Source organism: Mesorhizobium humile, from assembly GCF_033977215.1.
Taxonomy (GTDB): domain Bacteria; phylum Pseudomonadota; class Alphaproteobacteria; order Rhizobiales; family Rhizobiaceae; genus Mesorhizobium; species Mesorhizobium humile.
Genome location: NZ_JAVIIV010000001.1, coordinates 281,603 through 294,858 on the forward strand (window position 1 = coordinate 281,603; position 13,256 = coordinate 294,858).

16 protein-coding genes are annotated in these 13,256 nt (G+C 63.6%); 14 read left to right on the forward strand and 2 right to left on the reverse strand.

What is annotated here, in order from left to right; genetic code table 11:
• Nucleotides 1–13 precede the first annotated feature (13 nt).
• The 7 genes from RFM52_RS01385 to RFM52_RS01415 all read left to right on the forward strand — a co-directional run bounded on the left by RFM52_RS01385 (nt 14) and on the right by RFM52_RS01415 (nt 4,558).
• Nucleotides 14–607 carry a hypothetical protein gene (locus tag RFM52_RS01385; RefSeq protein WP_320294063.1) on the forward strand — a complete coding sequence of 198 codons (594 nt, stop codon included), beginning with the start codon at nt 14–16 and terminating at the stop codon, nt 605–607.
• Between the two features lie 41 nt (nt 608–648).
• Nucleotides 649–1,299 (forward strand): glutathione S-transferase family protein, encoded by a 651-nt coding sequence (locus tag RFM52_RS01390; RefSeq protein ID WP_320294064.1) that lies wholly within the window; start codon nt 649–651, stop codon nt 1,297–1,299.
• Nucleotides 1,300–1,371: 72 nt separating this feature from the next.
• Nucleotides 1,372–1,986 carry an urease accessory protein UreE gene (locus tag RFM52_RS01395; protein WP_320294065.1) on the forward strand — a complete coding sequence of 205 codons (615 nt, stop codon included), beginning with the start codon at nt 1,372–1,374 and terminating at the stop codon, nt 1,984–1,986.
• Complete coding sequence (locus RFM52_RS01400; RefSeq protein ID WP_320294453.1) at nt 1,940–2,650, forward strand: urease accessory protein UreF; 711 nt, start codon at nt 1,940–1,942, stop codon at nt 2,648–2,650. The genes RFM52_RS01395 and RFM52_RS01400 overlap by 47 nt, the downstream gene beginning before the upstream one ends.
• The gene (locus RFM52_RS01405) at nt 2,647–3,087 is read left to right on the forward strand and encodes a DUF3995 domain-containing protein (protein ID WP_320294066.1); all 441 of its coding nucleotides are present in this window, start codon (nt 2,647–2,649) and stop codon (nt 3,085–3,087) included. Before RFM52_RS01400 ends, RFM52_RS01405 begins: the two co-directional genes overlap by 4 nt.
• Entirely contained in the window at nt 3,084–3,716 is a 633-nt protein-coding gene (gene ureG / locus RFM52_RS01410; protein WP_320294067.1) for an urease accessory protein UreG, read from the forward strand. Before RFM52_RS01405 ends, ureG begins: the two co-directional genes overlap by 4 nt.
• Before the next feature lie 74 nt (nt 3,717–3,790).
• Nucleotides 3,791–4,558, forward strand: a complete 768-nt coding sequence (locus RFM52_RS01415) for a class II aldolase and adducin N-terminal domain-containing protein (protein ID WP_320294068.1) — start codon at nt 3,791–3,793, stop codon at nt 4,556–4,558.
• Nucleotides 4,559–4,872: 314 nt separating this feature from the next.
• Here RFM52_RS01415 and RFM52_RS01420 read toward each other — a convergent pair whose 3' ends face one another.
• On the reverse strand, nt 4,873–5,505 hold the full coding sequence (locus tag RFM52_RS01420; protein ID WP_320294069.1) for an HAD family hydrolase: 633 nt from the start codon (nt 5,503–5,505) through the stop codon (nt 4,873–4,875).
• 207 nt (nt 5,506–5,712) lie between these two features.
• Here RFM52_RS01420 and RFM52_RS01425 point away from each other — a divergent pair, with 207 nt between their 5' ends.
• Nucleotides 5,713–6,669 (forward strand): sugar-binding transcriptional regulator, encoded by a 957-nt coding sequence (locus RFM52_RS01425; RefSeq protein ID WP_320294070.1) that lies wholly within the window; start codon nt 5,713–5,715, stop codon nt 6,667–6,669.
• Nucleotides 6,670–6,689: 20 nt separating this feature from the next.
• On the opposite strand, the gene RFM52_RS01430 is transcribed toward RFM52_RS01425, so the two are convergent.
• Nucleotides 6,690–6,875 carry a hypothetical protein gene (locus RFM52_RS01430; RefSeq protein WP_127883346.1) on the reverse strand — a complete coding sequence of 62 codons (186 nt, stop codon included), beginning with the start codon at nt 6,873–6,875 and terminating at the stop codon, nt 6,690–6,692.
• Nucleotides 6,876–7,087: 212 nt separating this feature from the next.
• Between RFM52_RS01430 and gcvA the strand changes: the two genes are divergently transcribed.
• From gcvA to RFM52_RS01460, 6 genes are all read left to right on the forward strand, one after another.
• Entirely contained in the window at nt 7,088–7,996 is a 909-nt protein-coding gene (gene gcvA / locus RFM52_RS01435; protein ID WP_320294071.1) for a transcriptional regulator GcvA, read from the forward strand.
• Nucleotides 7,997–8,170: 174 nt separating this feature from the next.
• Nucleotides 8,171–9,481, forward strand: a complete 1,311-nt coding sequence (locus RFM52_RS01440; protein WP_320294072.1) for an ABC transporter substrate-binding protein — start codon at nt 8,171–8,173, stop codon at nt 9,479–9,481.
• Between the two features lie 141 nt (nt 9,482–9,622).
• A complete protein-coding gene (locus RFM52_RS01445) occupies nt 9,623–10,495 on the forward strand; it encodes a carbohydrate ABC transporter permease (protein WP_320294073.1) in 873 nt (290 codons plus the stop codon).
• A gap of 10 nt (nt 10,496–10,505) precedes the next feature.
• Nucleotides 10,506–11,330: a carbohydrate ABC transporter permease gene (locus tag RFM52_RS01450; protein WP_320294074.1), complete on the forward strand. Its 825-nt coding sequence runs from the start codon at nt 10,506–10,508 to the stop codon at nt 11,328–11,330.
• 46 nt (nt 11,331–11,376) lie between these two features.
• Nucleotides 11,377–12,381 (forward strand): ABC transporter ATP-binding protein, encoded by a 1,005-nt coding sequence (locus tag RFM52_RS01455; RefSeq protein ID WP_320294075.1) that lies wholly within the window; start codon nt 11,377–11,379, stop codon nt 12,379–12,381.
• Between the two features lie 24 nt (nt 12,382–12,405).
• Entirely contained in the window at nt 12,406–13,176 is a 771-nt protein-coding gene (locus tag RFM52_RS01460) for an L-iditol 2-dehydrogenase (protein WP_320294076.1), read from the forward strand.
• Nucleotides 13,177–13,256: the final 80 nt, after the last annotated feature.

Below are 13,256 nucleotides of genomic sequence, written 5' to 3' on the forward strand. Positions count from 1 at the left end.
CCCAGCTAAGGCCATGGCTACCGAAATCGCCTCTCCGCACGATATCTTTCCGCATATCCGCATCGTCATGGGCATGGTGATCGGCCTCGGCGTCACCCGGCTGCTTTCGGGAACCGCCCGTATCGTCCAGCATCCCGGCCAGTACCGGATCTACGCGGTGCATCTCGCCTGGGTCGGCTCGGTGCTGCTGATGCTGGTGCATTTCTGGTGGTGGGAGTTCGGGCTCTACGCCATCGAGAACTGGACCTTCGGAAAATACCTTTTCATCATCTTCTACGCCATCACGCTGTTCCTGCTTTGCGCGCTGCTGTTCCCGGATTCAATGCTCGATTACACTTCCTACGAGGACTATTTCTACTCGCGCCGTGCCTGGTTCTTCGGCCTTCTGGCGGCGACCTATCTGCTCGATGTGGTCGACACGCTGCTGAAGGGGCCGGAGCATTTCGCCCGTTTCGGCAATGAGTATCTGTTCCGCACACCGGTCTTCGTCGCGCTCTGCGTCGCTGCGATCCTGGTCCGCGACCGCCGCTTCCATATCGCCTTCGTCGCGGCGACGCTGATCTACCAGATATCGTTCATCCTGCGGCTGTTCGACACCATCGTCTAAGTGGGATTGGGCCGATGCCTGCGTTGGTCTAGGATTGGGAGATGCAGGATTCAATCATGTACAAGGCCGTCGGATCGCGCGGCTCCCGCGTCAGCAGGGTGCTCTGGATGCTCGAGGAACTCGGGCAGCCCTACGAGTTCGTCGAGGTCAAATTGCGCTCGCCCGAGGCCTTTGCGCTCAATCCTTCCGGCAAGGTGCCGATCCTGATCGACGGCGACCTTGAGATTACGGATTCGGCGGCGATCTGCGTCTATCTGGCGGACAAGCACGCGGAGCAGGGCATGGGCGCCACTCCCGGCCTTGCCGGCCGCGCCGAGATGGATTCCTGGATGCATTTCGCCCAGAGCGAATTGGAAGCGCCGCTATGGAACAAGCTGCGCCATCGCTTTCTTTTGCCCAGGGACGTGCGTGTGGATGTCGGGCCAGCCGCGGCCTATGACTTCGCATCCGAAATAAAGGCGCTGGACCGCCGGCTCGGCGACAGGCCCTTTGCGTTGGGCGACCGGTTTTCCGCTGTCGATGTACTGCTCGGCGACATGGGCGGCTGGGCGCGCGCCGGCCGTTTCCCGATCGAATCCGAACGGGTCGATGCCTATTTCGACCGTGTGCTGTCGCGACCCGCTCGTGCCCGCGCCCAAGCCAATGCATCGGCCCGAAAATCGGAATCGATTTTCGGAAAGCACGATGCATAGATTCAAAAAGTGTTAGAGCGTCCTTTTGCGCGTCCAAGAGGACGCGCGGCGCTCTAATGGCGGAGCCATGAAATGAAGCTCAACATCAACACCGATTTCACCAAGTTCCCGCGCGCTGTGTCGGTTCTTGCAGCCGGCCAAGCCGGGGCAGCGAAGCCCTACGACAAGGCCGTGCTGCCGCATGACGAGCGGCATCTGCGCCGACGTGCTATCGAGACCGCGAGCGGCGACAAGGTGCTGGTCGACCTGCCCGAACCGGTCGCTTTAGCCAATGGCGACCGGCTGGTGCTGGAGGACGGCCGCCAGCTCGAGATCGTCGCGGCGCCGGAAGAGGTCTATGACATCCGCGCCCGCGACGCGGTTCATCTCACCGAGCTTGCATGGCACATCGGCAACCGCCATCTCGCGGCGGCGATCGAGGCGGACCGCATCCTCATCCTGCGCGACCATGTCATCAAGGCGATGCTGGAAGGCCTCGGCGCCACGGTAAGCGAGGTTTCGCAACCGTTCAGCCCGGTGCGCGGCGCGTATTCCGGCCATGGCCACGACCACGGCCATTCGCATGATCACCACGATCATGACCACCATGACCACTCGCATGACCATGACCATCACGATCATGAGCACGGCCACGAGCATCATGATCACGACCACCACGACCATGGTCACCACCATCGCCATGACTGAGCAGCCTACCACCGTCGCGCTGCTGCGCCTGATGGCCTGGCTGTCGCCGGCCTTTCCGGTCGGAGGCTTCGCCTACAGTCATGGGCTCGAGCGCGCCGTGCATGACGGACTGATCGCTGATCGGAAAGATCTCGCCGGCTGGCTGGAGACGCTGGTCGAGCTGGGGTCGGGCTGGAACGACGCCGTGCTCTTCGCCGAAAGCTGGCGGCGTGCCCGCGACGGTGGCGGTCTCGGCGAAGTTGCCGCGCTGGCCGAAGCGCTTGCCGGGTCGCGGGAGCGGCACATGGAAACCATGCTGCAGGGCGCGGCCTTTCTGCGGGCGGCGTCTGCCTGGTCGTCTCCGGCTTTGGAGCGTTTGCCGGCCGATTGCCCCTATTGCGTTGCGGTCGCCGCCGTTGCCGGCAGCAGCGGCATCGATCTTTCGCAAGCGCTGTCCGCCTTCCTGCAGGCTTTCTTCTCCAATCTCGTGCAGGCGGCGATCAGGCTCGGCGTCGTCGGCCAGGTCGACGCCGTCACATTGTTAGCCGGCTTCGAACCTCTGGCGCTGGCGACCGCATCGCGCGCCGCAGCTTCCAGTCTGGACGATCTGGGCGGCGCGGCCTTCATGTCCGACATAGCGGCGATGAGCCACGAAACGCAATATTCGCGGCTGTTCCGCTCATGACCGTCCTTGCTGTCATCCTCTCTTTCGTCCTGCTCTTGATCACCACCTTGCATGTCTACTGGGGCATAGGCGGCATCTGGCCGGGTACGGACCAGGCATCCTGCGCGCGCGCCGTCGTCGGCTTCCGTGGCGTCGACGAGATGCCCTCGACGGTCGCGAGCTTCGCCGTCGCCGCTTGCCTGGCATTGGCGACGCTCTGGCCGGTGGCGCTCGCCGGCGTCTTTGCCACGCCCTTTCCAAGAGAAGGCCTGGCCGCCACGGCGCTGATGATCGGCCTCGTCTTCCTCGGTCGCGGCATTGCCGGCTTCACGCTCTGGTGGCGCCGGCTTGCGCCCGAGCAGCCTTTCGCGCGGCTCGACCAGCGTCTCTATTCGCCGCTCTGCCTGCTGATCGGGCTGGGCTTCGCAATCCTTGCCATCACGGAGTTCCCGGCATGACGTCGAAAAACGGTCCTCTTCGCATCGGCATCGGCGGCCCGGTCGGCTCCGGTAAGACCACGCTGACCGAAAAGCTCTGCAAGGCGTTGCGCGACGACTTCTCCATCGCCGTCGTCACGAACGACATCTACACCAAGGAAGATGCGATGATGCTCGCGCGGCTACAAGCATTGCCTGAAGAGCGCATTGTCGGCGTCGAGACCGGCGGCTGCCCGCACACCGCCATCCGCGAGGACGCCTCGATCAATTTGCGGGCGATCGCCGAGCTGAACAAAAAGTTCCCGGACCTCGACATCATCTTCATCGAATCCGGCGGCGACAATCTCGCCGCCACCTTCTCGCCCGACCTCGCCGATCTCACCCTCTATGTCATCTCGGTCTGCCAGGGCGAGGAAATCCCGCGCAAGGGCGGCCCGGCCATCACCCGTTCGGATTTCCTGGTCATCAACAAGAGCGATCTGGCGCCCTATGTGAACGTCAACCTCGACGTCATGGAGTCCGATGCCGGCCGCATGCGCGGCAAGCGGCCCTTCGGCTTCACCGATCTGTCGCGGGGCAAGGGTCTCAAGGAGGTCGTCGACTTCATCGTCGAGCAGGGCGGGCTGCAATCGGAACGGCCTGCCGCCTGAACCGCTGACCTACCAGTTTGCGGTTGCTGGCAGCCGTCAGGCACGGCATTCTCACCCAAACAGGAGGATTTTCGATGAGCCTTGCCCGCCTGCACAAGGAACCGCTGAGCAACCTGCCCTATTACGAGGAGCGGGTCGATCTCGCCGCCGCCTTCCGCTGGACCGCCCGGCTCAACATGCATGAAGCGGTGGCCAACCACTTCTCGCTGTCCGTCAACGAGGACGGCACGAAATTCCTGATGAACCCCAACCAGGTGCATTTTTCGCGCATCAAGGCGAGCGACCTGCTTCTGATCGACGCCAACGATCCAGAAACGCTGTCCGGCCCCAACGCGCCGGACCCGACCGCCTGGGGCCTGCATGGCGCCATCCATCGCAATGTCCCGCATGCGCGCTGCGCCATGCATGTCCATTCGATCCACGCCACAGTGCTCGCCTCGCTCGCCGATTCGACGCTGCCGCCGGTCGACCAGAACTCTGCCATGTTCTTCAATCGCCATGTCGTCGATGCCAATTATGGCGGCCTGGCTTTCGAGGAGGAGGGCGAGCGCTGTTCGCAGCTTCTCACCGACCCGAAGGTCAAGGTGATGGTCATGGGCAATCACGGCGTCATGGTCATCGGCGACACTGTTGCCGACGCCTTCAACCGCATGTTCTATTTCGAGCGCGCCGCCGAGACCTACATCAAGGCGCTGTGGACCGGCCGCCCGCTGCGCACGCTCTCCGACGAGATCGCCGAGAAGACCGCGCGCGAGATGGACGACTATCCCGGCCAGGCCGAGCGCCATCTCGCCGAGCTGAAGGCGATCCTCGACGAGGAAGAGCCGGTCTATAGGAATTGACTTCGGCTTGTTCCTTCTCCCCCAGTTACGCTATGCGCATCTTCTGTGACTGGCGCGACTGATCGGGGCCGAGGCTTGATTGCCACGTGGTTCCCCCAATCCGTCGCTGCTTCGCAGCGCCACCTTTCCCCCCCCGGAGGGAAAGGAAGGGAGCGTTGCTGGACGAGCGTTGACGGCAAAAAGCTTGGCGCTTTCCTCTACCCCGTCGATCGGGGGAGAGGTGGCTCGGCGAAGCCGAGACGGAGTGGAGGTCGATCAGCGCGGCATTAGACAATGCACGCGCCAAGCTGAAGGGCGGACGGGGCGGCCCGGAATTAGAGTCCGAGCTGCGCCCGCAATTCCGCCGCGCTGTTGATGACGATGGCGCCGGGCGGACCTTCCATCGGCGCTTCCGGCCAGAAGATCGTCTTCATGCCCGCCGCCAGCCCGGCCATGGCGCCGGTCAGGCTGTCGTCGACGGCAAAAGCATCCGCCGGATCGACGCCGGCGAGATAGGCGGCGCGCAGGAAGGGTTCGGGAAGCGGCTTGCCGTCGATCACGTCGTTGCGGCTGACCGTCATCATGCCCGGATAGATGAGGCCGACGGCGCGCAGATTGGCATCGACGATCAGCCGGTCGGAGTTGGACACCACCGCCTGCTCGACGCCGAGCGCGCGCAATTCGTTGAACACTTCGATCGCGCCCGGGCGCGGCTTCAGCGTTTCGGCCAGCGGCAGATAGTGATCATATTTGCGCACGATCCAGTCGTCGAAGGGCAGGCCAAGGCCGAACTCGTCGCGCAGCATCTCGTAGACCGGCCATGCGGCGACGCCAAGCACACGCTCGTGCAGATCGACCGGCGGCGCGACGCCGACGCTGCGCAGCGCCGCCACAAGCGCCGCCTCATGCAGCGGCTCGCTGTCGACCAGCGTTCCGTCCATATCCCAGAAAACGGCTTTCGGCGTCATGCGCGGCTCCCTTCGCCGATCCCCTTAATGGGTTTCCCGGTTGAGATAAACCGTCCAGTCGGCAAATGGTTGGGCAAGCGGCGGATTGGTCCTTCGGCAGCCTGCGACACTCCCAAGCAATTGCCCTTTCGATAGACAATTGCGCGCTGGCATATTCGCTGTAAGCTATGGCGCCCGTTTCAGCATCGCGCGGGCTGGAGGCAGGACGTGAATTCGCGACAGGAAACCGGCAGCACCAGGTTGGACGACGCCGCGCGCGCCGGCTGGCTTTATTATGTTGCCGGCAACACGCAGGACCAGATCGCGGCCAAGCTTGGTATCTCCAGGCAGACGGCGCAGCGGCTGGTGTCGCTCGCCATGTCGGAGGGGTTGATCAAGGTGCGCGTCGATCATCCGATCGCCAACTGCCTGGATCTTGCCGCGCGGCTCAAGTCACGCTTCGCGCTCGACCTTGTCGAGGTGGTGCCGAGCGACCCGACATCGAACTCGACGACGATCGGCATCGCCGAGGCTGCAGCGGCCGAAATCGAACGCCGGCTGCGCTCGGAGGCGCCCATCGTCATGGCGATCGGCACCGGGCGCACGCTGAAGGCGGCGATCGAGCAGCTGCCGCCGATGGAATGCCCGCAGCACAAGGTCGTGTCGTTGACCGGCAACATCTCGCCCGACGGTTCGGCCGCTTTCTACAACGTCATCTTCACCATGGCCGACCGCGTCAAGGCGCGGTCCTTCCCGATGCCGCTGCCGGTCATCGCGTCCTCGCCGGAAGAGCGCGAGATGCTGCTCAACCAGCCGATGATCCAGCCTACATTGGCGCTGGCGGCCGAGGCCGACGTCACCTTTGTCGGCATCGGCGATCTCGGGCCTAGGGCACCCCTCTACGAGGACGGCTTCATTTCCGAAAGCGAGCTGAAGGCGCTGCAGAAGGCCGGCGGCATTGCCGAGATCGTCGGGTGGGTCTTCGACCGCGAAGGCCGCATGATCGAAGGCATCACCAACGACCGCGTCTCTTCCGCCGCGCTGCCGTCGCGGGAACGGTCGCTGGTCATCGCTTTGGCCATGGGCGAGCGCAAGCTGCCGGGCATCCTGGCCGCCGTGAATCGGCGGCTGGTCAACGGCCTCATCACCGACGAACGGACGGCCGAAGCCTTGCTTGCCGGCTGACTGCCCATAAAAAGAGCCGGCTATTGCGAAGGGCCGCGCGGGTCGTTGCCGTCGAGAAAACCCATGTCGCGCTGCAGATGCTCGGATAGTTCCCGAACATCGATATAGCCGCGCCTGCGGCCCGAAAACCGTGCAAATTCCCGCACGAGCGTGAAAAGCCAGCCGCGTGCCGGGGTGGAAACGAGTTTTTCCTGAACCGTGACCATGATCGTCAGCCTTCGTTAGAGCAATTCCAGGAAAAGTGTGAGCGGTTTTCCGTCCGGAATTGCGTAAAATCAAAGAGTTAGAGCGATTTGCCGTTTCCGTGAAACGGCGAAGCGCTCTAGCGCTTGAACTGAATTGATCGTCGACCCCAGATATCGGGTTGGCCGGTTCGTGCTTCCAATTAAACCTCGATCATGACCCATAAGGAGGCCTTATGCCCGATCTCAGCTCTCCGCAGCTTGCGCCGCTGCCGCCACTGCAGGCGATCCGGGTGTTCGAAGCGGTGGCAAGGCACCTGTCGTTCACCAAGGCGGCGCAGGAATTGGGCATGACCCAGGCGGCTGCCAGCTACCAGATCAAGCTGCTCGAGGAGCGCATCGGCGCGCCACTGTTCCTGCGCCGTCCACGGCAGATCGAGTTGACCGAGCCGGGCCAGCGCCTGGCGCCCGCCGTCAGCGAGGCCTTCGCCATCCTGGGCCAGGCCTATGCCGCGGCGCGCGGCGGCGCCGACGGCCTGCTCTGCGTCACCACCGTGCTGACCTTCGCCTCGAACTGGCTGGCGCAGCATCTGGGCTCGTTCCAGATCGCCCATCCGGCACTTGCCGTGCGGCTCGACACGTCGAGCCGCCTGACCGATTTCGCGCGCGAGGATGTCGATCTCGCCATCCGCTCGGGCGGCGGCAAATGGCCGGGCCTCGAGGCGCACAAGCTGCTCGACGCCGATTTCACCCCGATGCTTAGCCCCAAGCTCGCGGCGAGCATCGGCGGCGTCAAGGAGCCGGCGGATCTGCTGCGATTGCCGATCCTCGACCCCGGCGACATCTGGTGGACGCAATGGTTCGAGGCCGCCGGCGTGAGCGGGCATGATCTCGCCAAACGGCCGGGCTCAAGCATGGGCGCGCAGGCCTATGAGGCGAACGCGGCGATGGCTGGCCATGGCGTGGCGATCCTGACCAGGGCCCTGTTCAAGAACGAGATCGCCGACGGTCGCCTGGTCCAGCCCTTCGATCTGGTTGGCGACGACGGCCATGCCTATTGGCTGGTCTATCCGACGGCACGCCGCAACGTGCCGAAGATCCGCGCCTTCCGCGACTGGATCCTGGCCGAGATCGCCTGCCCTTAAGCCGACTGCCCGTACCTTCCACCGCCAAAGTGACCGGCCGCGTCGCCGGGCCGGGTCACGTAGCGTCATTTCTGCTGCGTTGCAGCATAGATTCAGGGTTGACATAAATCACGGCAAGTGAGTAATTGCTCAAAGCCAAGGCAAATGCTCATCTTGGTTTATGGGAGGAATTTGATGAAACTTCGCACGCTCACCCTGGGCCTGTTGTCGGCAAGCGCTCTCGCTTTCGCCGCGCACGCCGAATCCATCACCATCGCCACCGTCAACAATGGCGACATGGTCCGCATGCAGAAGCTGACGGACGACTTCACCAAGGCCAACCCCGACATCCAGCTCAACTGGGTCACGCTTGAAGAGAACGTGCTGCGCGAGCGCGTCACCACCGACATCGCCACCAAGGGCGGCCAGTACGACGTCATGACCATCGGCACCTACGAGGTTCCGATCTGGGCTAAGCAGAGCTGGCTGCTGCCGCTCGACAAGCTCGGCGACGACTACGACGTCAAGGACATCATCCCGGCCATTGCCGGCGGCCTTTCGGTCGACGGCAAGCTCTATGCCGCGCCCTTCTACGGCGAAAGCTCCTTCGTCATGTACCGCAAGGACCTGATGGAGAAGGCGGGCCTCAAGATGCCCGACGCGCCGACCTGGGACTTCATCAAGCAGGCCGCCGACAAGATGACCGACCGCGCCAACGGCGTGAACGGCGTGTGCCTGCGCGGCAAGGCCGGCTGGGGCGAGAACATGGCTTTCCTGACCGCCATGTCGAACTCCTTCGGCGCGCGCTGGTTCGACGAGAACTGGAAGCCGCAGTTCGACCAGCCCGAGTGGAAGAAGACGCTGCAGTTCTATGTCGACCTGATGAAGGCCGACGGCCCGGAAGGCGCTTCGTCCAACGGCTTCAACGAGAACCTGGCGCTATTCCAGCAGGGCAAGTGCGGCATGTGGATCGACGCCACCGTCGCCGCGTCCTTCGTCTCCGATCCGAAGGCCTCGAAGGTCGCCGACAAGGTCGGCTATGCGCTGGCGCCCGACAATGGTCTTGGCAAGCGCGGCAACTGGCTGTGGGCATGGTCGCTGGCGGTCCCCGCCGGCACCCAGAAGGCCGCCGCTGCCGAGAAGTTCGTCTCTTGGGCAACCAGCAAGCATTATGCCGAGCTGGTCGCTTCGAAGGAAGGCTGGGCCAACGTTCCTCCGGGCACGCGCTCCTCGCTCTACGCCAATCCGGAGTACCAGAAGGCAGCGCCTTTCGCGAAGATGACGCTGGACTCCATCAACGCCGCCGACCCGACGCATCCGACCGTCAAGCCGGTGCCCTATGTCGGCGTGCAGTTCGTCGCCATTCCTGAATTCCAGGGCCTCGGCACCACCGTCGGCCAACTCTTCTCGGCAGCGCTTGCCGGCCAGTCGAGCGTCGACGATGCGCTGAAGCAGGCCCAGGACGCAGCCACCGCGGCGATGACCGAAGGCGGCTACATCAAGTAAGGCTCCTCCCGGTGCCGAACGCCGGTCGCGCATCATGACCGGCAGGTGGCCGCCCGAAACCCAGTTCGGGCGGCCACTTCTCAAAACCAGGAAAATTCTGGCACAACTCTTAATCCGGCTGACCTTGGGAGGGTGACCGTCATGGCTACTCAGCAAACCCGTTCGCTTGCGCGCTTCATGATGGCGCCATCGGTGATCCTGCTGTTTGTCTGGATGATCGTGCCGCTCGTCTTCACGCTGTGGTTCTCGTTCCAGCAGTACAATCCGCTGAACCCGATCCGTGACGGCTTCGTCGGTTTCTCCAACTACGCGCTGTTCTACTCCAACCCGGCCTTCCTCTCCTCGATCCTCAACACGCTGACCATCGTCGTCAGCGTGCTGGTCATCACCGTTGTCGGCGGCATCCTTCTGGCGATGCTGCTCGACCAGCCGATCTGGGGCCAGGGCATCGTGCGCATCCTGGTTATCTCGCCGTTCTTCGTCATGCCGCCGGTCGCGGCCCTTGTCTGGAAGAACATGATCATGCACCCGCAATACGGCGTCTTCGCCGATATCGCGCGCTTCTTCGGCGCCGAGCCGATCGACTGGTTCGGCCAGCATCCGCTGACCGCCATCATCCTCATCGTCGCCTGGCAGTGGCTGCCCTTCGCGACGCTGATCCTGCTCACTTCCTTGCAGTCGCTCGACGGCGAGCAGAAGGAAGCGGCCGAGATGGACGGCGCCGGCTTCCTCAGCCGCTTCTGGTATCTGACGCTGCCGCACATGTCGCGGGCGATCACCGTCGTCATCCTGATCCAGACGATCTTCCTGCTCTCGGTCTATGCCGAGATACTGGTCACCACCAATGGCGGCCCGGGCTACGCCTCCACCAATCTGCCCTTCCTCGTCTACCAGAAGGCGCTGCTGGAGTTCAAAATCGGTCAGGCATCCGCCGGTGGCGTGATCGCCGTCATTCTGGCCAACATCGTTGCCTTCTTCGCCATGCGCGCCGTCGGCAAGAACCTGGACAAATAGGGAGGACAAGATGGCCCGCGCAGTCACCACCCAGCACAAGACCATCGCCACGGCCGCGGCCTGGATCGTCGCCCTGCTGATCTTCTTTCCGATCCTTTATACGATCATCACCTCGTTCAAGTCGGAGCAGGAGGCGATCCAGGGCTTCAACCTGATCCCCTCCGGGACCTTCGAGAGCTATTCCGAGGTGCAGGCGCAGAGCGGCTACTTCAAGTTCTTCTTCAATTCTGTGCTGCTCTCGGTCGGCTCGACCATTCTGGCCTTGCTGGTCGCGGTCCCGGCGGCATGGTCGATGGCTTTCTCGCCGACCAAGCGCACCAAGGACATCCTGATGTGGATGCTGTCCACCAAGATGATGCCGGCAGTCGCAGTGCTTTTCCCGATCTACCTGATCTTCCGCGACACCGGCCTGCTCGACAGCCGCATCGGCCTGATGGTCATGCTGATGCTGATCAACCTGCCGATCGTGGTCTGGATGCTCTACACCTATTTCCGCGAGATACCGGGCGAGATCCTGGAAGCGGCGCGCATGGACGGCGCCTCGCTGTGGAACGAGATCATCTATGTGCTGACGCCGATGGCTGTTCCCGGCATCGCCTCGACCATGCTCTTGAACATCATCCTGGCCTGGAACGAGGCGTTTTGGACCATCCGGCTCACCACCACCAATGCCGCGCCGCTCACCGCCTTCATCAGCTCTTTCTCCAGTCCGCAAGGCCTGTTCTGGGCCAAGCTCTCCGCGGCCTCGACGCTGGCGATCGCGCCGATCCTGATCATGGGCTGGTTCAGCCAGAAGCAGTTGGTGCGCGGCCTGACCTTTGGCGCCGTGAAGTAAGAGCGCCCAAGCGGCGGACGACGAAGACCATCCCCGGGAGGAAACCATGGGAAACATCACGCTCAAGAACGTCTCCAAGTCCTTCGGGTCGACGGTGATCATTCCGAACATCGACCTCAACATCGAGGACGGCGAGTTCGTCGTGTTCGTCGGCCCATCGGGTTGCGGCAAGTCCACGCTGCTCAGGCTGATCGCCGGGCTCGAGGATACCAGCGGCGGCACCATCTCGATCGATGGCCGCGACGTCACCCGCGAGGCGCCGGCCAAGCGCAAGCTTGCCATGGTGTTCCAGTCCTACGCGCTCTATCCGCACATGACGGTCGCCAAGAACATCGCCTTCCCATTGAAGATGGCCGGCGAGGACCAGGCGACCATCGACAAGAAGGTGAAGGACGCCGCGCGCGTGCTCAACCTCACCAACTACCTCGAGCGCCGCCCCGGCCAGCTCTCCGGCGGCCAGCGCCAGCGCGTCGCCATCGGCCGCGCCATCGTGCGACAGCCCTCGGCCTTCCTGTTCGACGAGCCGCTGTCCAACCTCGACGCGGCTCTGCGCGGCACCATGCGGCTGGAGATCAGCGAGCTGCACCATCAGCTGAAGACGACGATGATCTACGTCACCCACGACCAGGTCGAAGCCATGACCATGGCTGACAAGATCGTCGTGCTCAACGCCGGCAACATCGAGCAGGTCGGCTCGCCGATGGAACTCTACAAGACGCCGAAGAACCTCTTCGTCGCCGGCTTCATCGGCTCGCCCAAGATGAACCTCATCGAAGGCGCGCCAGCGGACAAATACGGCGCCAAGACCATCGGCATCCGGCCCGAACACTTGAACATCTCGACCACGGCCGGCGACTGGAAGGCGACGGTGGGCGTTGCCGAGCATCTTGGCTCCGACACTTTCCTGCATGTCCAGACCGACGGCATCGGCACGATCAATGTCCGCGCCGACGGCGAGGTCGCGGTGAAGCACGGCGACACCGTCTACCTGACCCCCGACAAGACCAAGCTGCATCGCTTCGGCGCCGACGGCAAGGCGCTGGCCCAGTGACGACGGCAAAGTGAGGACGGGACAGTGAGGTTGAAAGGCAAATCGGCGCTGATCACCGGATCGGCGCGCGGCATCGGCAGGGCTTTCGCCGAGGCCTATGCGCGCGAAGGCGCGACGGTGGCGATTGCCGACATCGACCTCAAAGCGGCGGAAGCGACGGCGAAAGCGATCGGTCCACAAGCTTACGCTGTCCAACTCGACGTGACCGATCAGTCTTCGATCGAGGCGGCGGTGAAGGCGGTCGAAGCGAAGACCGGTGGGCTCGACGTGCTGGTCAACAACGCTGCGATCTTCGATCTCGCGCCGATCGTCGAGATCACCAAGGCAAGCTACGAAAAGCTGTTCTCCGTCAACGTTGCCGGCACGCTGTTCATGCTGCAGGCGGCGGCCCGTTCGATGATCGCGCGCGGCAAGGGCGGCAGGATCATCAACATGGCGAGCCAGGCCGGCCGCCGCGGCGAGCCATTGGTCGCGGTCTATTGCGCCACCAAGGCCGCCGTCATTTCGCTGACGCAGTCGGCGGGTCTCGACCTCATCAAGCATCGCATCAACGTCAACGGCATCGCGCCCGGCGTCGTCGACAGCGACATGTGGGACCAGGTCGATGCGCTGTTCGCCAAATACGAGAACCGCCCGAAGGGCGAGAAGAAGCGCCTGGTCGGCGAAGGCGTTCCCTACGGCCGCATGGGCAAGCCGGAAGATCTCGCCGGCATGGCGGTTTTCCTCGCCAGCGACGAGGCCGAATACATTGTCGCCCAGACCTACAATGTCGATGGCGGCCAATGGATGAGTTGACGGGGATGGGTTGAGGGGGGAGGCGCTTCTCTTCTTCCTCCGGAGAAGACGCCGCGGGGCAGGTGAGGGGCAGCATACTG

What these genes read in the sequence shown, in the direction of transcription:
- RFM52_RS01420 (WP_320294069.1), bottom strand. Translation starts at nt 5,505, where the DNA reads ATGACGCCGAAAGCCGTTTTCTGGGATATGGACGGAACGCTGGTCGAC.
- RFM52_RS01405 (WP_320294066.1), top strand. Translation starts at nt 2,647, where the DNA reads ATGACCGTCCTTGCTGTCATCCTCTCTTTCGTCCTGCTCTTGATCACC.
- RFM52_RS01395 (WP_320294065.1), top strand. Translation starts at nt 1,372, where the DNA reads ATGAAGCTCAACATCAACACCGATTTCACCAAGTTCCCGCGCGCTGTG.
- RFM52_RS01415 (WP_320294068.1), top strand. Translation starts at nt 3,791, where the DNA reads ATGAGCCTTGCCCGCCTGCACAAGGAACCGCTGAGCAACCTGCCCTAT.
- gcvA (WP_320294071.1), top strand. Translation starts at nt 7,088, where the DNA reads ATGCCCGATCTCAGCTCTCCGCAGCTTGCGCCGCTGCCGCCACTGCAG.
- RFM52_RS01440 (WP_320294072.1), top strand. Translation starts at nt 8,171, where the DNA reads ATGAAACTTCGCACGCTCACCCTGGGCCTGTTGTCGGCAAGCGCTCTC.
- ureG (WP_320294067.1), top strand. Translation starts at nt 3,084, where the DNA reads ATGACGTCGAAAAACGGTCCTCTTCGCATCGGCATCGGCGGCCCGGTC.
- RFM52_RS01430 (WP_127883346.1), bottom strand. Translation starts at nt 6,875, where the DNA reads ATGGTCACGGTTCAGGAAAAACTCGTTTCCACCCCGGCACGCGGCTGG.
- RFM52_RS01450 (WP_320294074.1), top strand. Translation starts at nt 10,506, where the DNA reads ATGGCCCGCGCAGTCACCACCCAGCACAAGACCATCGCCACGGCCGCG.
- RFM52_RS01385 (WP_320294063.1), top strand. Translation starts at nt 14, where the DNA reads ATGGCTACCGAAATCGCCTCTCCGCACGATATCTTTCCGCATATCCGC.
- RFM52_RS01390 (WP_320294064.1), top strand. Translation starts at nt 649, where the DNA reads ATGCAGGATTCAATCATGTACAAGGCCGTCGGATCGCGCGGCTCCCGC.
- RFM52_RS01400 (WP_320294453.1), top strand. Translation starts at nt 1,940, where the DNA reads ATGATCACGACCACCACGACCATGGTCACCACCATCGCCATGACTGAG.
- RFM52_RS01445 (WP_320294073.1), top strand. Translation starts at nt 9,623, where the DNA reads ATGGCTACTCAGCAAACCCGTTCGCTTGCGCGCTTCATGATGGCGCCA.
- RFM52_RS01455 (WP_320294075.1), top strand. Translation starts at nt 11,377, where the DNA reads ATGGGAAACATCACGCTCAAGAACGTCTCCAAGTCCTTCGGGTCGACG.